We start from the raw sequence: 22864 nt of genomic DNA on the forward strand, positions 1-22864 counted from the left end.
TCACTCCGGCGTGCGGGGGCGTGGCGGACAATCCTACCCGATTCCTCTATGATGTGGCAATCGGGTCGGATGGTTGCGCGACGCCGTCGAAACCTCCCTGGCGCGCGCCTCGTAGGTGTGCCATCCCACTCGAGGACCAGCCGATGGACGCTACCCCCCGGGCGCGGCTCGTCACCGCACGCTCGATGCTCGCTGCAGCGCTCCTGGTCGCAGCCGCGCCGCTTCCGGCGCAGGCGCCGCCTCTCCGGGTCGAACCGTACACGGTACGGAGCTACGACGGCCGATCCGAGCAGGCGGAGCTGGGGAAACTGACCGTGCCGGAGTCACGCGGGCGCCCGGGCGCCGCGACGGTCACGCTGGCCTTTCTGCGCCTCAAGAGCACGTCGTCCACGCCCGCCTCGCCGATTGTCTTCCTGATGGGCGGGCCGGGCATCCCCGCCACCGTGATGGCCCCGATCCCCCCGTACTTCGAGTTGTTCGAGCGCCTGCGCGCCACGGCCGACGTGATCCTGGTCGATCAGAGGGGCAACGGCCGCTCATCTCCGTCGCTCGATTGCCCGGCCCCGCTCTCGCCGCCCGATGCCGACCTGCTGACGTCGCGCGCCGCCCTGGTGGAGGCGTACCGGCGCGCGTACGTCGCGTGCGCCGCGTACTGGCGAGGGCGGGGCGTGGAGCCGCGCGACTTCGGTCTGAATGCGAGTGCCGACGATCTTGACGATCTGCGCCGAGCCCTCGGCGCGGAGCGGCTGAGTCTGCTCGCGTTCAGTTACGGCACGCGCCTCGCGCTGGACTACGCGCGCCGCCACCCGAGCAGGCTGGATCACATGGTGCTGCAGGGACCGGAGACCCCGGATCTCCGGTATCGCTCACCGGCGCAGCTGGACGCCCTGTTCGGCAGGCTGGCGGATTTCGCGGCCGCGGACAGCGCCAGCGCGCCCTTCTCGACCGATCTTCGCGGCCGCCTCGCGGCGTTGCTCGCCGCGCTGGCGCGCGTGCCCGACACGGTGCGGGTCCGCTCGCCCGGCGGCGACAGCGTGAATCTGGCCGTCGGCCCAGAGGGGCTGGCGGCGATCGTCGCGGAGCACGAGGCCGATCCGCGGTTGCCGGCGCTCGTCGCGACGCTCGAGCGTGGTGACACCCGGCTGCTGGCGCAGAGGGCGGCGGCGATCTACGCCGGCGTCGCGTCGGGCGGCGGCTCGCTGATGGCGCGCGCCGCCGAGTGCTCGACGCCGGCCTCCGACGCGCGCGTCGCGGCCGTCGCGCACGAGGCCGCCGGAAGCCTCCTCGGCGTGCCCTATGACGACGGCGTGGTGATCCGGGCGTTCTGCTCTTCCCTCGGCATGGCGGGGCGCCCGTGGCGTGACGCGGGGCCGGGCCCGCGCGCCTTCCGCGGGCCCGCGCTCGTCATCGTGGGCGACCTTGACACGCAGACGCCGATGAGCAACGCCGCCGTCGTCGCCCGTGCCTTGCCCGGAAGCGCAACGCTGGTGGTAGCGAACGGAAAGCACGAGTTGCTGACGCAGAGCGTGGTGCAGGACGCGGTCGCGGACTTCTTCGCGGGCCATGACGCGAGCGGGCGCCGTCTGCGCGTGGACCCGCCCCGGTTCCTTTCAATTCAGGAGGCGCTACAGCCGCCGCGCAGGCCGGGGTCCTGAGCGGGCTTGGCTTCCTCAGATCACTCGAACGGCTGGGAGAAGGTGATCCGGTTGCCTTCGAGGTCCAGCACCCGGAAGTCGCGCAGGCCCCAGGGACGGCTCACCGGCTCGCCCAGCACCTTCGCGCCGCGGGCCACCAGCTCGGCGTAGAGCGCGTCGGCGTCCCGCACGTAGACTCCGCACGAGCCGATGCCCGTGTGGTGGTCGCCGCGCTCGATCAGCAGCAGGGTCACGTCGTCGCGGTCCATCACGCCGAGATCGTCCTGCTGGTAGTTGATGTGGAAGCCGAGGACCTTCTGGTAGTAGGCGACGCCGGCCGCGACGTCGGTGAGCGGCAGCTCGGGCAGCATCTGCATCAGTTGTCTCTGCCGCTCCTTCGGCTCGTCCGGCTCCTGGAAAGACTGCCCGAACCACAGCGTGTGTCCATCGGGATCGCGGACCTGGAACACACGCATCTTGATTCCGTTGAACCTCTCCAGGTCGCTCGGCTGGCCGCTGCGCTCCTCCACGTCGGTCCGCATGGCGACGACGTCGTCGGTCTCGAAGAACAGGACGGCCGCTCCGCGCGGGCGGCGCTGACCCGTGCTGTCGTGCGCGTGGTCCTCGGCGATCAGCTGGAGACGCGCGGGCCCGCGCACGGCCTCGGCTGCGGCCGGCTCGCCTGCCTGCCGAGGTGCTGCACGCGTGTCGAAGCCGAGCACGTCGCGATAGAACGCCGTGCTGCGCTCCAGGTCCGACACGACGAGGAGCCGGCTCACGGGGGAGACGATCGCCGGCTGAGCCTTCTCACGAGCCATCGTTCTCTCTCCTCACACCTGTCGCTTGAGCACCGTATCCAGATCGGCACGGCCGGTCGGGAGTGCCACGCCGGCGGCCGACGCGCCCGCCGCGAGCAGCGCCTCGACCGACTCCGGCGTCGTGCGCGCCGTCCAGTACGAGTCCACGCACGCCTTGACGGCCAGCGCTAGCGGCGTGCGTCCCTTGGGATCGGGTGATTCCGCCGGTGATCCGCGCGCGATGAGGAGCCTCACGATCGCGGGACGGCCGCGCCACGCGGCGACATGGATGGCGAGGCTGCCCGGCGGCTCGTCGTAGTAGAGGTCGCCCGCCGCGAACGGCGCGGCCACGTCCACGCCCAGGTCCAGGAGCCGGCGGACGCCTGCCACGTTGCCGGTGCCGGCGAACCAGGCCAGAAGGTCGCCGCCCATCGCCTTCAGCTCTCGGACCAGCTTCGGCTCCTTCGCGGCGATCTCGCGGCCGGCAGCGTCGTCCCGGGCACACGCCGCGATCAGGCGGTCCACGCCGTCGAGCGCCAGGCGAATGCCCCGCTGCGCGAGCAGCTCGAGCACGTCGCCCCGGCCGCGGCGCGCGGCGCGGGCCGCGGCCGACAGGCCGTCCTTCGTGACCGACGGGTTCGCTCCATGGTCGAGGAGCAGCGCGATCATGTCGAGGCCGTTGTCGCGCATCAGCGCGTGGTGGAGCGGCTGCCAGCCACGCGCGCTCGGCAGGTTGGGTTCGGCGCCGTGCTCGAGCAGCCACCGGGCGCCCTCGATGTCGTGCCAGTCGTGCTTGCGGACGAGCATGACCGAGAGATTCTCGGGCGTGACCCTTCCCGTCTCGACCAGCAGCCGCATCGCGGCGTTGTCGTAGGTCTCGGGGGAGTGGTACACGGTCTCCCCGTCGTTCGGGTCGGCGCCCCGCTCGAGCAGCAGGCGCGTCAGGTTCGCGTGGTGCGCGACGCCGGCGGCGCCGTAGAGCGCGGTCTCCCAGTCCGGGAACGGATCGGTGCTCCGGAACCCGCTGTTGGGGTCCGCGCCGGCGTCGAGCAACGCGGTGGCCGCCCGGAGGAAGGCGTCCGAACGTGCCAGGTCCAGCCGCAGGTACTTGGACAGACAGAGGTGCACGAGCGCGTTCGCACCGTAGGGCTTCGATGTGGCCGTGGCGTTCGCCGGATCGCGCTCCAGCCACCGGCGTACAGCGACGTCGTGTCCCAGGATCGCGGCGACGTGGATGTCGGCTTCGGCGAGGTCCGGGTGCGCGGCGAAGATGGCCTCGGCGTCGGCCAGCGTGCCGTTCCAGGTCGCGGCGCGGATGAACGCGACGCGCGCGTCTTCGCCGGTCGTCGTCAAGTCTCTACCATCATCTCGTGGCCGCTCCGGCCGCCGGCGGCGTGAGCGGCGGCATCGTCCGCGCCGGGCCGATGCGGTGCGCCTCGATGGTCTGGAAGTTCCGGGTCCAGGTGTGTCCCTCGTCGGTCGAGCGGTCGGCGTTCCACGAGAAGTGATCCGGACCGATGTTGTAGTAGCGGATGCGCCACAGGGACGGCGTCGGGCCGCCCACGCCGAACCGCTGCTCGATGTGCATCTCCCCGCCGGCCAGCCGGCCGGTGCCGGCGTCCACGAGGCCGCTGCCCTGGTCCAGCGAGACCAGCTCCCATCGGTCCAGGGCGGAGTTGTAGACCCGCAGCGTGGTGGTCACGTAGATCGTGCTGCCGCTGTCGCCCAGGATGCGGTACTCGTCGTATACGTGCCCGCCCACGGCCAGACGCACGGCGCTCCAGCGCCCACCGAAGGTGCCGTACTGCCTGCTGACCGCCGTGAACTCCCAGTCGCCCAGGAGGTAGTCGAAGTCGCCTTTGTGCTGCTCGTAGAGGGCGCGCCGTTCCGCGGGCGTGCGCGGCGCGGCGGACTGGGCCCGAAGCGGCGTGACCAGCGCCAGCACGGAGCCGGCCAGAAGCAGGCGAAAACGCATCTCGACCTCGCGTTTGGTGGAGCCGCGAAGCTGGGGGTTGGGGAATGCGCAGTCCAACCGGATGCGGCGAGCGGCGCACCAGGTGCGGTGAGCGGTACCGGCTACGCGCGAGGCGCGGGCGAGCGGAGGCGCGAGCGCACCTGGGCGAGGCGCCGGCGGCTCACCGGCAGACGGGTACCGTCCTTGAGGACGACCGCCGAGCCGGCGCGGGCATCGCCGACCTCGAAATCGCGCACCTGGTCGAGCCGCACCATCGCGCGCCGGTGGACCCGGGCGAAGCGCGCGGCGTCGAGCCGAGACTCGAGCGCGGCGAGTGTGGTCCGCAGGCGGTAGCGCACCGCGCCGGAGTGGATCACGGCGTGATCATCCTGGGCCTCGATCCAGTCAATCTCGCCCGCCTCGAGCAGCCGCTCGCCCTTCGCGGTGGGCACCGCCACGAGCCGGGTGGTGCGCGCCTGCCGGATCCGCCGGCGGACGCGCTCGATGGTGGCGCGGAAGCGAGCGTCCGACAGCGGCTTCACGAGGTAGTCGAGCGCCTGCGCCTCGAAGGCGCGGACCGCGTAATCATCGTGCGCGGTGACGAACACGGTGGCCGGCATGTGCTCGGCGCCGTGGATCCGGATCACGTCGAGCGCGCCGAGACCGGGCATCTGGACGTCGAGGAAGACGAGGTCGGGGGCGAGGGTGGCCAGGGCGCGCAGGGCCTCGCGGCCGTCGCGGCACTCGCCCACCACGACGATGTCGCGGTGCGGCGCCAGCATCTGGCGTACGCCACGGCGGGCCAGCGGCTCGTCGTCCACGATCAACGCGCGGATCTCAGCCACGCGTGGACTCGGGGCCGGGCAGCTCGCGATAGGGCAGGCGGATCGTCGCGGCCGTGCCGCCGGACACGGTCGGTGCGAGGGTGAGCCGGCCGCGGTCGCCGTAGAGCGTGGCGAGGCGCTCGCGCGTGTTGGCGAGGCCGACGCCGGTGCCCTCGACGGCCGGGCCCTCCGGCGCCGCGCCCTCGTCAGTGACGGAGAGTACGAGTTCGTTTCCCTCGCGGCGCGCCGCGATCGTGAGCAGCGTCTCGCCCACGCGCCGCGCGAGCCCGTGGCGCAGGGCGTTCTCGACCAGCGGCTGGAGGACGAACTCCGGCACCGCGGCGCCGAGCAAGGCGGCGTCCGCCGCGATGACCGAACGCAGCCGGTCGGCGAAGCGGATCTCCTCGATGGCCAGGATCTGGCGCACGAAGTCCAGCTCCTCGGCCAGCGGCACTTCGGGGGGCCGGTCGGTGCGCACGATCCGCCGGAGGATCTCGCCCAGGTGCTCGAGCATCCGCGTGGCGGTCGCTGTGTCGCGGTCGCGGACGATCACGGTGACGGCATTGAGGCTGTTCAGCAGGAAGTGCGGCTGCATCTGCATGCGCAGGGCGCCGAGCCGGGCGTCGGCGAGCTGCGCCGAGAGGCGCGCGGCCTGGGTCTCGCGCTGCCGCGCCTCGGCGAAGTAGAACGTCGCGTGCTCGACGCCGAGCACGGCGAAGTAGACCGCGACGCCGAACGGCAGCGAGGTGAGGAACCAGCCGGCCAGGGTCGCGCCGTACGGGGTGGAGCGCATCAGCAGCAGGCTGAGGGCAATGCCGGTGGACGACCAGGCCGCGCAGAGCAGGATCGCGGCCGCGAGGTGGAGGCTCACCCGCCGCGCGCTCAAGCGGAGCGGGTACCGCCGCGCCAGCCAGAACACCGCCGGCGTCAGCAGGGCGTAGATGAGCCAGTCGCCGCCCTGCCACGCGATCTGCGGCCACGCGGGCGGCTCGTTCGCCAACCGCGCCTGGGCGTACGCCTGGAACGCGGCGAGGATCGCCGGGCCGAGCCAGGCGGCGGAGACCAGGGGCCACACGCGAGGGAGCTGCCGGTATCCGGCGGACATGGCGGACAAGATAGCGTGCCTGCGTGAGGATGGCGGGCAGCTACGGCGTCGGCGGATCCTTCAGTCCGGCGTCCACCGCGCGGCGCGCCTCGAGCAGCAGATCCACGTCCTTCGCGGCGTCGAACGCGAGGCCAAGGTCCGTCGTGACGCTCTCCACGGTTCCGGATCCGGCGTGCAGGCGGAGCAGGCTCAAGCGGATGGTCTCGATCGCGGCAACGGTGCGCGCTAGCCGAGCGCGCACGGCATCCCGCTCGCTCTGCACCGCGTCGAGGGCCTCGTCGTGCCGGCCGGCGATGAGCTCCGTGCTGGTCGTCTCGCCGTCGCTGGTCTCACCGCCGCCGCTCCCGGCGCCGGCCGCGGCCTCCGCCAGCGCCTCGTGCCGCTTCCGCAGCCGCTGGGCGTCGGCCTCCAGGCGGTGGATCACGTCGGGGAGGTCGCCGAGATGCTGCCGCGCTTCCTTCGGCAGGTCCTGGTAGAGCTGCTCCGCGGCCATCCCGACCGACAGCTCCGTCGGCCGGTGGGTGGCGGAGGAGGCGAGGAGCCGGCGTGGCGTGACAAGCCCCGCGGCCCGAAACACCGACTGACCGAACGAGCCGGTCCACAGGTTCTCGTAGAACTCGACGTCCACGTCTCGCCGTCCCTGGAGCATTGACAGGGATGTCAGCAGAGCCGTCGGGCCCACGACGGCTCCGATCTGCATCATGATCACGGTGACGTCGGGGAACAGCCCCTCTGCATTCGCGCTCAACAGCCCCGCCAGGAGGCTGAACCAACCGAGCGCCGACACCCAGCGGAGGGCCCGCTCGACGAACGACGCCTCGACGCCGGAGTCCAGCGCTCGCTCCTCAGCCTGACGCTCGCCCTCGGACTCGAACGCGGGCTTCAGGTCCGCGTATCCAAACCCGAGCTTCAGGAGCCGGCGCGCGCGGTTGATGAGCACGGCGATCGGAACCATCAGTCCGCCAATGAGAAGTCCGGCCGTGGCCGGCACCGGGAGGATCGAGGAGCCGAGGACCGCGGCGCCGCCGAAGAGCAGCAACGGATAGAGGACCGCAACCGGACCGTCGAGCCGTCCGCCGCGCTTGACGAAGACGCGCAACGCCATGGGCAGCTCGCGTCGCTGCTCGAGGAGGGCGCCCAACTCCTCGGCGACGGCCTCGGCGCTCTTGGGCCGGTGCGAGGGCCGTTTCGCCATGCAGCGCTCCACCGTCTGCGCCAGCTTCCGCGGCAGGGGACCGGCGGCCGTGGCGAGCGGCTTGGGGAGCGCGTTGACCTGCTTCGCCAGCACCTCGGTCGCGGTGCGGCCGTGGAAGGGGAGCGTCCCCGAGATCGCGAAATACGCCGTCACGCCGAACGCGTACAGGTCGCTGCGGGCATCCACCGGCTTGCCCAGCGCCTGCTCGGGGCTCATGAACTCGGGGGTGCCCGAGATCTCTCCGGCGTTGCTCTCTTCGGCGGCGGCGATGCCGAAGTCCGCGACCAGCGCCCGCCCCGAGCCGTGCTCCAGGAGGATGTTGTCGGGCTTCACGTCCCGGTGCACCACCCCGTGGGCGTGCGCGTGCGCGAGCGCCCACGCCACCTCGCGCAGGACGCGGGCCGCCTCCGACGGCGGCAACGGCCCATGAGTGCGTACCCGGTCGGAGAGCGTCTCACCGTCCACGTACGCCATCGCGAAGAAGACGAAGTCTCCCACCTCGTCCACCGCGTGGATCGGGATGATGTTGGGGTGCGACAACTTCGCGGAGGTGCGCGCCTCCTGGAGGAAGCGCGCCTTCTGCCGCTGGTTGGCCGCGCGCTCGGGCGGGAGCAGCTTGATGGCGACCGGGCGGTCGAGGTCCACTTCGTTGGCGAGATAGACGATGCCCATCCCCCCGCGCCCCAGCTCGCGGTCGAGCGAGTAGCGGCCGGCGACGGCGGCCTGGAAGGCCAGGAACAGGGGATCGGGAGCCGCGGGCACGAGCGCCGCCTTCTTTCGCCCCGCCGAGATGGAGTGCCGCAGGGCGCCTTCCAGTATGCAGCGTTGGCCGCGCCGCGAGCAACGCGGCGGCCGGCCTAGAACTCGAACTGCTCGATCCGCCGGAGCGCGACCCGGAGCGGCACGACGGTCGCCGCGACGCACACCGCCACGACCAGCAGGAAGGCCGCGACCATCAGCGGCGAGACGACCAGCGGCTGCCGGTCGAAGGCCGTGCGCAGGTAGCGGTACACGGGCACCGACTCGATCACGATCACCAGCGCCAGCAGCGCCACCGTCGCCATCATGAACACCAGGCCGCCGAAGCTGGTCGGGATCTGCGCCGCGTTCTCGGTCTCGAACTGCGGGTAGAGGGCGCCGAAGGCCAGCGCCAGCGCGCTGATCGCGAGCGTGAGCAGCACGATGGTCCCGATGCCCACGGCCATCATGAACGGGCTCGCCTTGAGGATCACGTTGGTGAGAATGGTGATGGCCAGCGCCAGCACCAGGAGCGGAACGGTGCCCACCCAGTACTTCGACCACAGCAGCGCCTTCAGCTCCAGCGGGCTCGAGCGCAGCAGCCACATCTGCCGCCCCTCGAGGCTCACCGCCGGGAAGATGAACCGCGCGGCGATCGATGCGAGCACGAAGCCGGCCAGTCCCAGGTTCAGGAACGACACCACCGACACCAGGTAGAAGGGCACCTGCTCGCCGCGGAACAGCGGCAGCGCGCGGATGTTGAACAGGTACACCAGCAGCAGCGCCGCCAGCAGGATGAGCTGGCTCCACTGGGTCGTGTCGCGGAAGAACAGCTTGAGGTCCTTGACGATGAACTCGCGGCGCGAGGCCCCGAGCGGGCGCAGCACGCGGCCGAGCGCCCAGCTCCACAGGCCGCCGCGCACGAACCGCTCGGCCCCCTCCTGGGCGCGGGTGAAGCCGGTGTGGTAGAGCCGCCCGTGCACCAGCGCCCCCAGCACCACCGCGGCACCCGCCGTGGACCACAGCAGGTAGAGCGGCAGCCAGTCCATCTTCCCGCCGAGGTAGCCCATCACGGCCCGGGTCACCCAGTCGCTCGGCAGGAGCGGGCTCGCCGGGGCGCGCAGCACGGTGATGAAGTCGAGCAGGTTGCGGAACCCCTCGGGGCGCGCCAGCTGCTCGGGCCGGATGATGCGGAACAGCAGGATCACGCCCGCCGCCGCGCCCAGCGCGATGATCGACAGCAGGTCGCGGGTGCGCCGCGCCGGGAACACGTTCACCAGGATCAGCGTCGCCGCCGATCCCAGCACCGCGGGCAGCACCAGGAAGGGGAGGAACGAGCCGGCCGCGACCAGCGGGAACAGGATCCCCCCGTGGTACACCACCGCGTAGGCGGTGAAGATGGGCACCGCCATCAGCGCCACCATCCACGAGGAGTGCAGCAGCGTCTCGCCGAGCTTGGCCAGGTAGAGGCGCACCTGGTCCACCGGCGAGGACACCAGCAGGTCGAGGTCCTTGGCCAGGAAGAACGACGAGAGCGCGGTGATCACGTTGGACAGCAGCAGCACCGACACAAAGGAGAGCAGCGCCAGGGAGAGCAGCTTGCCGGCCAGCAGGGCGCCGATCTCGCGCACGTCCCGGAAGTAGCGCAGCACCCGGAACAGCACGCCGAACACGGCGGCCCAGAACAGCAGGCCGACCACGGCCAGCACGACGAGCTTGCCGGCGCCGCCCGCGGCGCGGTCCTGGCGCGCCCGGGTCAGTGCCGTGCGCCACTTGGGCTGGAGCACGTGGACCAGCGTCGGCTGCTTCAGCGCCCCCCCCCGTCCGCGCCGCCCGCGCCGCCCCCACCGTCCTCGAGCACCGCCGCCAGCTCCTTGGCCGCGGCCCCGCCCGTCAGCCGGAGGAACAGGTCCTCGAGCCCGATGTTGCCGGACGCGGTCTGCGCCCTCAGCTCGGCCATCGTGCCCGCCGCGACGATCTTGCCGCCCTGGATGATGGCGATGCGGTCGCACAGCGCCTCGGCGATCTCGAGCGTGTGCGTGCTCATCAGCACCGTGCCGCCGCGGCTCACGAAGCCCTTGAACAGGTCCTTCAGGAGCCGCGCCGCACGCGGGTCGAGCCCCACCATCGGCTCGTCCACGACGATCACCTCGGGACGGTGGATCAGCGCCGAGGAGATGATCAGCTTCTGCCGCATCCCGTGCGAGTACGACTCCACCAGCTCGTTCTTCCACGACGTCAGCTCGAACACCTCCAGCAGCTCGTCGATGCGCCGCTCCACCAGCTGGCCGTCCTGGCCGTAGAGGCCCGCGACGAACCGCAGGAACTCCGCCCCGGTGAGCTTCTCGTACACGAACGGCCGGTCGGGGATGAAGCCCAGCCGCGCCTTGGCGGCCATCGGCTGGCGGATCACGTCGTCGTCGCCGATCAGCACCCGCCCGGCGGTCGGGCGCAGGATCCCGGCGATCATCCGGAGCGTGGTGGTCTTGCCGGCGCCGTTGGGGCCGAGGAAGCCGTACAGCGCGCCGCGCGGCACGTGGAGCGTGACGTCGTCCACGGCGCGGAACGAGCCGTAGTCCTTGGTGAGGCCCTCGAGGCGGATCACGCGGTCAGCCCGGCCTCCCGACGACGGTGAGGTGGAGGCGCCCGATCAGGCGCAGCAGCTCGACCTGGCGCGCCAGGCCGCCGATGACGAAACGCAGGTGTGAGGCGTCGGCAGGAAACTGGCCAAACGTCGGGTCCACCGCCACCCACTCCCCGAGCCAGACCTCGGGCCAGGCGTGGTAGTAGAAGTGCCCGCTCAGGTACACGAGGCCGGCGGCGGTGCGCGCCGGCAGGCCCAGCGCCCGTGCCAGCGCGACGTACAGCACCGTGTGCTCGTTGCAGTCGCCGCGGCGCTCCTCCAGCACCTGCACGGCGCTGGGCACGCTGATCGTGATTTCCTTCTTGAGGTTGTCGTGCACCCAGCGGGTCAGCAGCTCGGCCACCGGGCCGGCGCGCCGCTCGCGGCCGGCGATCTGCCGCGCCTGGGCCTGGACGCGCGGATCGTCCGACTGCACCAGGGGCTCCGGCGCGAGGTCGGCCGCGAGCGCCGTGTCGGTCACCGGCAGCCGGGCGTCGTAGCGGGGCTGCCCCCGGCCGAGCACCCCGCCGACGCCGGTCTCGCGGCGCACGACCAGCGTGTCGCCGGCCAGGCTCTGCCGCCCGCCCGCCAGGTCGAAGCCCGCGAGCGGCACGTCGCCCAGCACGACCCGCAGCACGTCCAGGTCGTGCGGCTGGAGCGGCACGTTCGCGGCGATGGCGGTGGCCGCCACGACGTCGCCGCCGGCGCCGGCGGCCACCCGCGTGGCCGCGCTGCGCCGCCAGTTCTCGACCGCCATCTCGAAGGGCATCCGGTCCATCCGGAACCCGATGGGCGAAACGGCGCTCACCACCCGGCCCTGGCGGTCGATCCAGGATTCGGTCGCGATGCCGTCCGACTCCTCGGCCACCTTCCAGGCCGTGAGGCTGTCGAGGTGCGCCGGCACCCAGCGCCCGGCCGCGGAGTCGCGCCGGGCGCTGTCGGGCACCACCAGCGTGCTCTCGGCCAGCACCCGCACCGTCACGTCGCGCTCCTCCATCCACCGCGGGTCGAACACCCGCACCGCGTACGTCTTGCCGGGCGCGAGCTGGTGACCGAAGGCGAGCTGCAGGGGGAGCAGCGAGTTCATCACGATGGGGTGCCGGAGGCCGACGCGCATCGTCTGCGGGCGCGCGGTGCCGGCGTCGAGCGCCACGCTCAGCACGGTGTCGCCCTCGACGGTGCCCTGCGCGCGGAACGCGGCGCCGGGTGCGTCGAGCGAGGCTGCGAAGCCCTTGAGCCGCAGATCGCGCGTGAGGCGGACGTCGGTGGCGATCTGGGTGCGCTGCACCTTCCCGAGGGCCTCCACGTCCACGACCATCAGGTCCTGCACCCGGAGACCCTCGGGGGTCGTGTCCACGGTGCTCGAGGCGTAGCCGATCGGGCCGGCGCCCAGCGAGACGGCGTAGAACTCCGCCCCGGGGCCGACGCGCAGGGTCGCCTCCTCGAGCCGCACGGCGCTGGGCTTGAAGTACTCGCGGCGCACGAGCAGGGCCACCCCCGCCGCCCACGCGGCGAGGATCAGGACCGCCAGCGTCGTGCGGTTCAGGAGGGGCTGCCTCGCGCCAACCGGGCCTGGAAGACGTCGCGCTCCGCGTCGCTCTCCACCACGATGACCACCGTGGCGGGATGCGCGGCGATGCGCCCGTGCTCCCATACGGCCGCCAGGAGCGTCTCGGCGGCGTCGTCCAGGCTGAGCTGGCCGGCGCCGATGCCGAGCGGCGGCGTGGCCAGCGTCGCGATGCGCCACTGATCGGCCTGACGCAGCGCCGCCACGGCGGCGCGCCGCACGCCGCCCTTCGTGACCGGCTCGGCGCTGGTCATCACCACGGCGTGCACCACCAGCTCGGCCGGAAGGTCGCCGGCCGGCGTGACGACCGCGGCGCCCACGCCCAGCTCGCGCTGGACCCGGCACAGGTCGCGAAACTGCGGCCCTGCAGCCAGCTCGAGGCGGCGCAGGGCCGGCGTGATGGCTTTGAGATTACCGTTCGTGGGCCGCACCACCGCGTCCGCCGCGGCGGACCCGAGGTCGTCCACGATGATGCGGACTACCGTCGGCCGACCTCGCGGGCGCGGCGGTACATGTAGGCGGCGTCGTCCGGCCGGGCGAGGCGGTCGTAGATGATGCCCAGGCCGTACAGCGCGCGCGGATTGGCCGGCTGCAGCTCGGCCGCGCGCCGGTACGAGGCGAGCGCCCCGTCGAGATCGTCCACGTGGTTCAGGGCCTCGCCGAGGTAGTAGTACCCGGCGCCGCGCGCGGGCTCCACTTCGAGCGCGCGCCGGAGGTGCGGGATCGCCTCGCTCCACAGCCCTTTCTTGGTCATCACCACGCCGAGATTGAACAGCGCCTCGCCGTTGGACGGCTCGACGCGGAGCACGGCCTTCAGGTCGCGCTCGGCCGCCGCGTAGCGGCCCAGCGCGCCCAGCAGGGTGCCGCGGCTCACCAGCGACGCGCGGTTCTCGGGATCGATGTCGAGCGCGCGATCCAGCTCGGCCAGGGCCCCCGCGTGATTCCCCTCCGCATCCAGCACCAGCGCCAGCGCGTGGCGGGCGCGGACGTGCGCCGGCGCGCTCGCGAGCAGCTGGAGGTACAGGGCCTTCGCCTCGTCGCAGCTGCCGGCCTCGGCGGCGGCATGGGCCGCGTCGAACAGGATCTCGATCGGATCGGGCGGAGGGGGAGCGATGGCCACCGGCGCGGCGGCCTCCTGCGCGGCCACCGCCGCCGTCGCGGTGTCGCTCACGACCCCGGCGGCTGGCTCGGCGGGTGCGCGCAGCTCGAGCTGTGCCGGGTCGTTGCTGGGGAGCAGGATCTCCCCGGCCTCGGGGACCTCGTCGAGCGCCAGGCCCGGGCCGGGAATCACCGACCACGGGTCCAGCCCCTCCAGCTCGAGCACCGGCGCCGGGGCCGGGGGCCGATCCACGACCACCGGCACGTACGCCGGGGCGAATGGGGCGTCGGCCGTTGCGTAGGTCGGCGGCACGTCGCTCACGTCCGGCCCGTGAGTCGGGGAGAGTACCGCCGCGAGCAGCGCTGCATCTGGGGCATATCGCCTGCCGTTGCCGTTGCCATTCCCGTTGCCATTCCCGTTGCCTGGCCGCGGCAGCCGCAGCCGCCGCCTCGAGCGACCCATCCCCTCACTCCTTCCGCTTGCGCCGAGAGGCGCGCACGCGTCCGCGCGCTCTGGCCCTGCCCGCCTCCGCCGCCCCCGTCTCGGCGCGCAGCCAGTCGAGGTAGGGCCTGTAGCCGCCCGCGATCGGAAGGGCGACCAGCTCCGGCACCTCGTACGGGTGCAGCGCGGGCAGCGCCGCGGCCAACGCCGCCCAGCGCGTGGCCGTCGTCTTCAAAATGACGACCACTTCTTCCTCTTCGGTCACCGCGCCGTGCCACCAGTACGTCGAGGCGGCGCCGGGAAGGACGGTCCCGCAAGCCACCAGGCGCCGCTCCACCAGCGTCCGCACCAGACGCTTCGCCGCCTCCGCCGACGGCGCCGTCGTGAGCGCCGCCAGAAACGGAGTCAATGAGTCGTCGCGTTTCATCTGGTCACGGCTTTCGGCGCGGACAGCGAAAATGCAGATCGAACGGGGATGGCGCAAGAGCTAGAGGGGTGAGGGGTTAGCGTGCCGGGGCGATCCGCCGGGGCCGGTGACCTGGGGCACAGCCGTCCCCGCCATTCCGACCCTAACTTTGGGGATTAGACGGCATTATCTTCCGCCGCCGATTCCCCACGCCCTGAGCACGTGTTGAAGGTGGCTGCCCGCGCACGCCGGGGCGGCGTGCGCCCGCGTGGCGATCGACGCTCACCTTCTCAAGGAGTTCGGCCGATGATCGGTCTTGCCCGGCTGGCGTTCGCCGGCACGGCGGCGACCCTGGCGTTCGGCCCCGGCCTGCGCGGCGCGGCCGGACCGGCCGCGCCGCGCACCCGCACGTACTACGTCGCGGCGGACACCGTGGTGTGGGACTACGCGCCGGGCGGCGACACCAACCGCATCACGGGACAGCCGTACGACAGCGTGGCGCGGATGCTCGTCGGCAACGATTCCGTCAACATCGGCCGCCGCTACCTCAAGTCCATCTATCGCGAGTACACCGACTCGACCTTCACGACGCTCGAGCCGCGCGCCGCGGCTTGGGAGCACCTGGGCATCCTCGGCCCGCTGCTCCGCGCCGTCGTGGGCGACACCATCCGCGTGGTGTTCCGGAACAACACGCCGCATCCGGCCTCGATGCACCCGCACGGCGTGTTCTACACGAAGGCGAACGAGGGATCGCCCTACGCCGACTCGACGGCCGGCGCCGACAAGACTGACGACGCGGTGCCGCCCGGCGGCACGCATACGTACGTCTGGCCCGTTCCCGAGCGCGCCGGCCCGGGCCCCGGCGACGGCAGCTCGATCATGTGGATGTACCACTCGCACAGCAACGACGAGCGCGACGTGGACGCCGGCCTCGTGGGGCCGATCATCGTGACGGCCCGCGGCATGGCGCGCGCCGACGGCACGCCGAAGGACGTGGACCGGGAGTTCGTCGTCGCGTTCGCCGAGTTCGACGAGAGCCAGAGCTGGTACCTCGGCGAGAACATCCGCCGCTACGCCCCCCAGGAGAAGATCGTCAAGAGCCCCTTCGGCGAGGACGCGGGGATTCCGCACCCCGAGGGCAACTTCAAGGAGAGCATGAACGGGTACCTGTACGGCCACCTGCCGGGCCTGACGATGAAGGTGGGCGAGCGGGTGCGCTGGTACCTGATGGCGACGACCGGCTTCGAGATCCACTCGCCGCACTGGCACGGCAACACGGTCCTCGTCAATCGCATGCGGACCGACGTGACGGCGCTGCTGCCGATGGGCATGGTGACGGCGGACATGGTGCCCGACGATCCGGGCATCTGGCTGTTCCACTGCCACAACGGGCCGCACCTCATCATGGGGATGCAGGCGCTCTACCACGTGCTGCCGCGGTGAGGCGACGATGAGGGTGATCCTCTGGACCGCCGCGCTGCTGGCGCTGGGCGCGGGGGGCCGCGCGCGGGCCCAGTCGGCCCCGTCCGCGGAGGCACAGATCGCGCCGCTGCTCGACAGCCAGGTGGTGGCGGCGAACGCGCACGACACCGACCGCTTCCTGAGGACGTTCGTGCACGATTCGACGCTCGTGCAGGTCTTCAACGGCGAGGTGACGCTCGGCTATCCGGCCGTCCGCGCGCTGCAGCTCCGGTGGTGGCAGAACGGCCGCAGCGACGTCGTCTATCGGCGTGCCGCGCCGCCGAGCTTTCTGGTGCTCGATTCGGGCGCCGTGGTCGTCACGCAGCCGCTGACGGCGGAGCGCACGGCCGCCGACGGCCGGGTGGCGCGCCGCACCATCGCGGTGACGATGGTCTGGCAGAAGCGGGATGAGGGCTGGCGCGTCGCCTACCAGCACGAGTCCAGTGCGCCCTGAGCACGTGACCGCCTCGCGGGAGTCGCGCCGCTGCCGCCATCGCGCCCGACGGCTTCCGATGCTCGTGCCGGCTGATCGGCCTCGCGGAGGCGGTGCACCGGTGCGCTGGGCGCCGCTCGCGAAGGACGCCTGCGATCTGCCGCCCTGGCAGGCCGCGGCGCGTCGTGCCGAGCAGCCAGTCAGCATCGGCGAGCCTTACGACGTTCGCGTGCAGTCGGCCGACTCGGCGACGACGACGCTCGAGCTCAGGACGCAGGGTGGCAGACTGGTCGCCGGGCAGGCGATCAGGTTCGTGAGGTAGGGGCCGGGACAGGGCTAAGGGCCGCGGGACGGGCGGGCGAGCACCGCGATCCGGCCGTCGGCCTGGGCCACGAGCAGCTGCGAGCCTCGCGCGGCGACGCCGACCGGGTGCACGAGGCCGGGCACGGCGTAGGCTGCGACCAGCGTCCGGGCGCCGAGATCCACGACCAGCAGGGTGGAATACGCGGCGCTCACGGCGTACAGCCGGCCGCCGGCCACGGTTGCGCCCGTCACGAGATAGTCCGCCAGACTGCGACTGGGACCCGAAAGGGTCTGCCCTGCGCCCAGCCTCGGCTCGAATTCCGACGACAACGTCATGTCACTCCGGGCAAACTCGGAGACCACCATCTGGTGGTGCCTCGGATTCGGCACGCTCACCGTGATCAGCTCCTGCGTTGCCCGATCGAAGGCCAGCGAGAGCACGTACATCTGGTGGGCACGCACCGTCTGGAAGCGGCCGATTCCAACCTCGCCCACGTGTCCGTCGGAAACGAGGAAGTGCCGCCATTCCGAGTCGGACGCCGCCGGCACGGATGGCATCAACAGAACCCAGCTCTTGTCGTTCGACACCACGGCCAGGGTGTCCCCCAGGAACGCCGCGCCGGCGAGCGGCGTCAGGTCCACGCTGAATCCGGGATCGATCACGACGTGGTGCAGCACGCGTGCGAGCATGCTGTCGAGCAGGTAGACGCCGTAACGGTCGGTCGTGACCAGGAGGCGGCCCGAGGCGGAGTCGCGGGCGAGGCCGCTTGGTGCGCCGTTGAGGGCCGGGCCGATCCGCTCCCAGCCCGTGACGGCGAGGACCGGCAACCCGGCCAGCGGGCCGCGCGCCGGGTCCGGATCGGCGGCGCGCGCGTCGGGCCGCGGGATCGTCCACGAGCCGCGCAACGAGACGTAGTACGGCTCCAGCTCCTCGAAGGACCACACCCAGTGCTTCGGGTTCCACGACAGGCGGACCGGATCGCCCTGGCCGAACCACGGCGGCGGTCCGGTCGAGGCGAACGCCTGCAGCGCGTTGGCCGCGATCACGACGACGAACAGCCCGGTGGCGAAGCGGCCCACCCTGCCGGGCTCGCGCACGCCCTCGGCCGGGGCGGTGGCACTCGTGTCACGTCGGGATCCAGCGGGCGGCGCGACCGCCGCTGCGGTGGCAGGCCGAACGGCGTCCGGCGCGATCTCGCGCACGAACAACAGGAGCACGCCGATCACCGCCAGCGCGATCACGTAGATGACCAGCGCCCAGATGTAGGTGTGCACGCCGAGGATCGGCGCGCTGAAACCCTGGCCCACGTCGCGGGCCGCATGCAGCCCGGAGTGGCGCAGTGACATGTAGATGCCCCACACGGCGATCAGGACGGCCATGCCGAGGTAGCGGGGGCGCGGCCCGTAGCGGACCACGAACAACCCCACGAGCGCGATCAGGATCATGCCGATGCGCTCCGCCCAGCACAGGATGCAGGGCGAATCGCCGTGAAGCACCCCGAGAAGCACCGCGCCCAGCACGGGTCCGCCGATCAGCACGACGACGACCCAGGCCAGCACCGCCCGCAGCCGGTCCTCGCTGAGCGGCCTCACAGGTTCACGCCGGGGACGAGGGAGCCGTGGCTGCCGATGAAGAAGGTCAGCGCCATCAGGAAGCAGCAGATCACGAGGAGCGTGAAGGCCAACCGCTCGCGCTCGGGTCGGCGCCAGAGCAGCCACGCGGCCCACAGAATCAGCAGCAGGTTCAGGAACTCCATGGCTCAAGTGTCCGCCCGGCGCCGGTCGGCCGCAAGAGGCGAGTGGCCGCGGTGACCGCGGTCTGCCGGCGATCCCTCGCGCCCTTGCCTGCGTTTGGGCTCCGACGTTGATTGCACCCGTTCCCTTTCCCTAATAGAGCGAACGTGCAGGCCGGCGACCGTCTTGGGCCGCGGCGTATCTCGACCGAGCGAGCGCCGGGTGGCCGGCGTGCCGGGAGGACGCAGTGCACGACGAGACGTTCAATCTCGAGATCCGGAAGTTCCTCAAGGTCTTCGGCATCACCGCGCAGCGCGAGATCGAGCGTGCGGTGATGTCAGCCCGAGGTGCCGGGAAGCTCAAGGGCACCGAGGCGCTGCAGGCGCGTGCCGTGTTGACGATCGAGGGCCTCGGGACGCTGGCCACCATCGACGGAGAGATCCGGCTCGAATGACCGACGTGCTCGGCACGCTACCGTCCGCGCCGCGTTTCCGCGCGGCGCTCGCGCGATTGGGGCACCCGCATGAATGACGCGGTGAGCCGTCTGGGCTCCGCCCTGGCCGGCCGCTACCGCATCGAGCGGGAGCTCGGCGCCGGCGGCATGGCCACGGTCTATCTCGCCCACGACGAGCGGCACGACCGGAAGCTCGCACTCAAGGTCCTGCGGCCGGAGCTCTCCGCCATCCTGGGCGGCGAGCGATTCCTGGCCGAGATCAAGACCACCGCCAACCTCCAGCACCCGCACATCCTCTCGCTGTTCGACTCGGGCGAGGCCGACGGCCTGGTCTACTACGTCATGCCGTATGTCGAGGGCGAGAGCCTGCGCGACCGGCTGACGCGCGAGAAGCAGCTGCCGGTCGAGGAGGCGATCGCGATCGCGCGGGAGGTGGCGGACGCGCTGAGCTACGCGCATGGCCACGGCGTGGTGCACCGGGACATCAAGCCCGAGAACATCATGCTGGCGGGCGGGCACGCGCTGGTGGCCGACTTCGGCATCGCCCTGGCGGCGAGCCGGACTGGCGGCGGGACGCGGCTGACCGAGACGGGAATGTCGCTCGGCACGCCGCACTACATGGCGCCGGAGCAGGCCATGGGGGAGCGGGAGATCACCCCCAAGGCCGACATCTACGCGCTGGGCTGCGTGACGTACGAGATGCTGGCGGGAGAGCCGCCGTTCACGGGGCCGACGGCGCAGGCGATCATCGCGCAGGTGCTGACCGAGGAGCCGCGGAGCCTCACGCTGCAGCGCCGGACGATTCCACCCCACGTCCAGGCGGCGGTGGAGTGCGCGCTGCAGAAGCTGCCGGCCGACCGGTTCGCCACGGCCGCGCTGTTCGCGGAGGCGCTGCAGAAGCCGGACGCGCCGGCACGCCGACGCGCCGACGCACCGGCGCCGAGCGCCCTCGCCGCGGCGCGGCGCCCGCTCTACGCGGCGTTGGCGCTGTGCGCGGTGCTGGGGGTGGCGGCCCTCGTGGGCTGGCTTCGCCCGCGGTCGGCGCCCGCCACCAGCCGGCAGCGCGTCGTGCTGTGGCACTACCCCCTCGGGCAGCTGCTCGATCCCGGCCTCCAGCACCCGGGGACGCAGGCCGCCATCGCCCCCGACGGCTCGAGCATCGTCTACACGGACTCGACCGGCGGCACGCTGCACCTGGTGCGCAAGATGCGGGACGCGGACGTGGCCACGCCGATGGCGGGAACCGAGGGTGCGCTCTCCCCCTTCTTCTCTCCGGACGGCCGCTGGGTGGGCTATGCGACCGCCTTCGGCACGCTCCGGAAAGTGCCGGTGGACGGCGGCGGGTCCGTCACCCTCGTCGCGCACACCGACCCGGTGTACGCGGCGGCGGCTTGGCTCGAGGACGGCACGATCGTCTTCATGGGGGCCCACGGCCCGAACCGCATCAGCGCGGCGGGGGGGGCGAGCCGGGCGCTCTTCCGCGACTCGACGCGGGCCGCGAGGTCCGTCCTCACGCTCTGGCCGCTGCCGGGGAGCCGGGGCTTCCTGTACACGCTCTGCCCGGCCAACTGCGCCATAGGCTCGGATGTCTACGTCTTCGATTTCGCCGCCGACTCCGGCCGGCTCCTCGTCGCGAACGCCGCCGGGGCCTGGTACGCGCCTCCCGGCTACCTGCTCTACACCGACCGGGCGGGCGGTCTCTTCGCTGCGGGGTTCGACGCGACGAAGCTGCGACTGACGTCCGAAGCGGTACCGGTGATTCCGGACGTCGTGCCGGGCACGTTCACCCTGTCGGCCTCCGGCGCGGCGCTCTACGTCACGACGGCCGGCCCCAGCGTGCCGGCGGAGCTGATGTGGGTGTCGCGCAACGGCGCCGCCGTACCGTTCGACTCGACCTGGCGCGCCGACTTCCAGTACCCGGCGCTCTCGCCCGACGGCCGGATGCTGGCCGTGAGCGTGCGCGACGCGACGACCCAGCTGTGGATTCGGCGCGCGGACGGCACGCGGCAGAGGCTCACGCAAGACGGCACCGTCAACTGGCGGCCCGCGTGGACCCGCGACGGGCACGCGGTCGTCTTCTCCTCCAACCGCAGGGGCACGGGCGCGCAGGCGGACTTCGACCTCTACGAGATGCCGGTGAGCGGCACCGCCCCTGCCACCCTGCTGCAGCACTGGTCGTATCCCGTCTGGGAGGGCCAGATCTCGCCGGACGGCAGCTGGCTGGTCTGGCGGGCCGACGAGGCCAACGAGGCCTCCCATATCCGGGGGCGCCGCGTGGCGGGCGACACGGCCGTGGTACCGCTGGTGGTCGGCCCGGGCGCTACGACGCAGATCGCTCTTTCGCCGGACGGGCGGTGGCTGGCCTTCACCGGCGACGCGACGGGCCGGGAGGAGATCTACGCCGCGCCGTTCCCCGGCATCGCCTTCACGCGCCAGGTGTCGCGCGACGGAGGCACCGAACCCCGGTGGGCGCACAGCGGCCGCGAGCTGTTCTATCGGACCCAGGATCGGCTCATGGTCGTGCCGGTCGCCCCGGGGCCCGCGCTCGCGTTGGGCCTTCCCCGGGCGCTGTTCGCTACGGTGGGCTATCGGGCCGCCCGGAACCGCCAGGAGTACGACGTCGCGCCTGACGACCGGCGCTTCCTGATGATCCTCGATCTCGCCCTGTCCACCAACAGTGTCGTGTACGTCGAGCACTGGCTCCCGGAGCTACGGGCGAAAGTGAGGTCCAGCCGGTGACCGACGTGCTCGGCCGCCTCGCCGCCACCCTCGCCGGCCGCTACGTGATCGAGCGCGAGCTCGGCGCGGGTGGGATGGCCACGGTCTATCTCGCCCACGACGTGCGGCACGACCGGAAGGTCGCGCTCAAGGTGCTGCGGCCGGAGCTCTCCGCCATCCTGGGCGGCGAGCGGTTCCTCGCCGAGATCAAGACCACGGCGAATCTCCAGCACCCGCACATCCTGTCGCTGTTCGACTCGGGCGAGGCCGACGGGCTGGTCTTCTACGTCATGCCGTACGTCGAGGGCGTGTCGCTGCGCGACCGCCTGAACAAGGCGAAGCAACTCCCGGTGGACGAGGCCCTGCGGGTCACCCGCGAAGTGGCCGAAGCGCTCGAGTACGCGCACACGCGCGGCGTCATCCACCGGGACATCAAGCCCGAGAACATCATGCTGGCCGGCGGGCATGCGCTGGTGGCGGACTTCGGCATCGCGCTGGCGGCGAGCCGCTCGGACGGCGCGACGCGGATGACCGAAACGGGGATGAGCCTCGGCACCCCGCATTACATGAGTCCCGAGCAGGCGATGGGCGAGAAGGAGATTTCGCCCGCGGCGGACGTGTACGCGCTGGGCTGCGTGCTGTATGAAATGCTCGTGGGGGAGCCGCCGTTCACGGGGCCGACGGCGCAGGCGATCATCGCGAAGGTGCTGACGTCGAACCCGGAGCCGGTGACCGCGCTCCGCAAGACCGTCCCGCCGCACGTCGAGGCGGCGCTCGAGACGGCGCTGCAGAAGCTGCCGGCCGACCGGTTCGCGTCGGCGAAGGCGTTCGCGGACGCGCTGGATAGACCGGGGGCACAGGGGCACGGAGGCACGGGGGCCCGGTCGTCGTCGAGCGCGGGCCCCGCGCCGTGGCGGCGCCGGTTCCAGGCCGCAACGGCCGTCGCTGCGGTGGCGCTCGCGGCCGCGGCGGCGGGCTGGCTGCGCCCGCGGCCCGCGCCCGCCATCAGCCGCCAGCGCGTCGTGCTGTGGCACTACGCCCTCGGCGCCTTGCTCGACCCCGGCGTCGTGAACGAGGCGATGCAGGCCGCAATCGCGCCCGACGGCTCGAGCATCGTGTACACGGATTCGGCGGGCGGGCACCTGCAGCTCATGCGCAAGCTCCGAGACGCCGCCACCGCGGTTCCCCTGGAGGGCACGGACGGGGCGCTGTCGCCGTTCTTCTCGCCGGACGGGCGCTGGGTCGGGTACAGCACCGCCGACGGCATGGTCCGGAAAGTCCCGGTGGAGGGCGGCGGCGCGGTGACCCTCGCGCACCGCAACGACCCGACCATGACCGCGGCCGCGTGGCTGGCCGACGGCACCCTCGTCTACACGGG

General features: G+C 72.2%; 21 protein-coding genes. 7 read left to right on the forward strand and 14 right to left on the reverse strand.

The window, feature by feature from the left end:
• Window positions 1-143 precede the first annotated feature (143 nt).
• The gene (locus tag VMF70_09545) at window positions 144-1655 is read left to right on the forward strand and encodes an alpha/beta fold hydrolase (GenBank protein ID HTT68262.1); all 1512 of its coding nucleotides are present in this window, start codon (window positions 144-146) and stop codon (window positions 1653-1655) included.
• A gap of 20 nt (window positions 1656-1675) precedes the next feature.
• On the opposite strand, the gene VMF70_09550 is transcribed toward VMF70_09545, so the two are convergent.
• From VMF70_09550 to cutA, 12 genes are all read right to left on the reverse strand, one after another.
• Window positions 1676-2452, reverse strand: a complete 777-nt coding sequence (locus VMF70_09550) for a VOC family protein (GenBank protein HTT68263.1) — start codon at window positions 2450-2452, stop codon at window positions 1676-1678.
• A gap of 12 nt (window positions 2453-2464) precedes the next feature.
• Entirely contained in the window at window positions 2465-3784 is a 1320-nt protein-coding gene (locus tag VMF70_09555) for an ankyrin repeat domain-containing protein (protein HTT68264.1), read from the reverse strand.
• Window positions 3785-3794: 10 nt separating this feature from the next.
• Window positions 3795-4406: a hypothetical protein gene (locus tag VMF70_09560; GenBank protein HTT68265.1), complete on the reverse strand. Its 612-nt coding sequence runs from the start codon at window positions 4404-4406 to the stop codon at window positions 3795-3797.
• A 101-nt stretch (window positions 4407-4507) separates the two neighbouring features.
• On the reverse strand, window positions 4508-5230 hold the full coding sequence (locus VMF70_09565; protein HTT68266.1) for a response regulator: 723 nt from the start codon (window positions 5228-5230) through the stop codon (window positions 4508-4510).
• Window positions 5223-6314, reverse strand: coding sequence for a histidine kinase (locus VMF70_09570; protein HTT68267.1), 1092 nt, complete (start codon window positions 6312-6314; stop codon window positions 5223-5225). Before VMF70_09570 ends, VMF70_09565 begins: the two co-directional genes overlap by 8 nt.
• Window positions 6315-6354: 40 nt before the next feature.
• Window positions 6355-8271 carry a serine/threonine-protein kinase gene (locus VMF70_09575; GenBank protein HTT68268.1) on the reverse strand — a complete coding sequence of 639 codons (1917 nt, stop codon included), beginning with the start codon at window positions 8269-8271 and terminating at the stop codon, window positions 6355-6357.
• 95 nt (window positions 8272-8366) lie between these two features.
• A complete protein-coding gene (locus VMF70_09580; protein HTT68269.1) occupies window positions 8367-10034 on the reverse strand; it encodes a hypothetical protein in 1668 nt (555 codons plus the stop codon).
• A 20-nt stretch (window positions 10035-10054) separates the two neighbouring features.
• Entirely contained in the window at window positions 10055-10852 is a 798-nt protein-coding gene (locus VMF70_09585; protein HTT68270.1) for an ABC transporter ATP-binding protein, read from the reverse strand.
• A gap of 4 nt (window positions 10853-10856) precedes the next feature.
• Window positions 10857-12365 (reverse strand): transglutaminase-like domain-containing protein, encoded by a 1509-nt coding sequence (locus VMF70_09590; GenBank protein HTT68271.1) that lies wholly within the window; start codon window positions 12363-12365, stop codon window positions 10857-10859.
• Window positions 12366-12412: 47 nt separating this feature from the next.
• Window positions 12413-12904, reverse strand: coding sequence for a macro domain-containing protein (locus VMF70_09595; protein ID HTT68272.1), 492 nt, complete (start codon window positions 12902-12904; stop codon window positions 12413-12415).
• A gap of 11 nt (window positions 12905-12915) precedes the next feature.
• Window positions 12916-13857: a tetratricopeptide repeat protein gene (locus tag VMF70_09600; protein ID HTT68273.1), complete on the reverse strand. Its 942-nt coding sequence runs from the start codon at window positions 13855-13857 to the stop codon at window positions 12916-12918.
• Window positions 13858-14002: 145 nt separating this feature from the next.
• Window positions 14003-14404 carry a divalent cation tolerance protein CutA gene (gene cutA / locus VMF70_09605; GenBank protein ID HTT68274.1) on the reverse strand — a complete coding sequence of 134 codons (402 nt, stop codon included), beginning with the start codon at window positions 14402-14404 and terminating at the stop codon, window positions 14003-14005.
• Window positions 14405-14689: 285 nt separating this feature from the next.
• On the opposite strand from cutA, the gene VMF70_09610 reads away from it, so the two are divergent.
• The 3 genes from VMF70_09610 to VMF70_09620 all read left to right on the forward strand — a co-directional run bounded on the left by VMF70_09610 (window position 14690) and on the right by VMF70_09620 (window position 16599).
• A complete protein-coding gene (locus VMF70_09610) occupies window positions 14690-15826 on the forward strand; it encodes a multicopper oxidase domain-containing protein (protein ID HTT68275.1) in 1137 nt (378 codons plus the stop codon).
• A gap of 7 nt (window positions 15827-15833) precedes the next feature.
• Window positions 15834-16298, forward strand: coding sequence for a nuclear transport factor 2 family protein (locus VMF70_09615; GenBank protein HTT68276.1), 465 nt, complete (start codon window positions 15834-15836; stop codon window positions 16296-16298).
• Between the two features lie 100 nt (window positions 16299-16398).
• Window positions 16399-16599, forward strand: coding sequence for a hypothetical protein (locus VMF70_09620; GenBank protein ID HTT68277.1), 201 nt, complete (start codon window positions 16399-16401; stop codon window positions 16597-16599).
• Window positions 16600-16613: 14 nt separating this feature from the next.
• Here VMF70_09620 and VMF70_09625 read toward each other — a convergent pair whose 3' ends face one another.
• Both VMF70_09625 and VMF70_09630 read right to left on the reverse strand, forming a co-directional pair.
• On the reverse strand, window positions 16614-18173 hold the full coding sequence (locus VMF70_09625; GenBank protein HTT68278.1) for a disulfide bond formation protein B: 1560 nt from the start codon (window positions 18171-18173) through the stop codon (window positions 16614-16616).
• Entirely contained in the window at window positions 18170-18337 is a 168-nt protein-coding gene (locus VMF70_09630) for a dihydroneopterin aldolase (GenBank protein ID HTT68279.1), read from the reverse strand. Before VMF70_09630 ends, VMF70_09625 begins: the two co-directional genes overlap by 4 nt.
• 224 nt (window positions 18338-18561) lie before the next feature.
• Here VMF70_09630 and VMF70_09635 point away from each other — a divergent pair, with 224 nt between their 5' ends.
• From VMF70_09635 to VMF70_09645, 3 genes are all read left to right on the forward strand, one after another.
• Window positions 18562-18768 carry a DUF6494 family protein gene (locus VMF70_09635; GenBank protein ID HTT68280.1) on the forward strand — a complete coding sequence of 69 codons (207 nt, stop codon included), beginning with the start codon at window positions 18562-18564 and terminating at the stop codon, window positions 18766-18768.
• Between the two features lie 81 nt (window positions 18769-18849).
• Window positions 18850-21507 (forward strand): protein kinase, encoded by a 2658-nt coding sequence (locus VMF70_09640; GenBank protein HTT68281.1) that lies wholly within the window; start codon window positions 18850-18852, stop codon window positions 21505-21507.
• The coding region (locus tag VMF70_09645) for a protein kinase (GenBank protein HTT68282.1) at window positions 21504-22864 on the forward strand (1361 nt) is incomplete at its 3' end. The genes VMF70_09640 and VMF70_09645, both read left to right, overlap by 4 nt.

It is taken from the genome of Gemmatimonadales bacterium (assembly GCA_035502185.1).
Taxonomy (GTDB): domain Bacteria; phylum Gemmatimonadota; class Gemmatimonadetes; order Gemmatimonadales; family JACORV01; genus Fen-1245.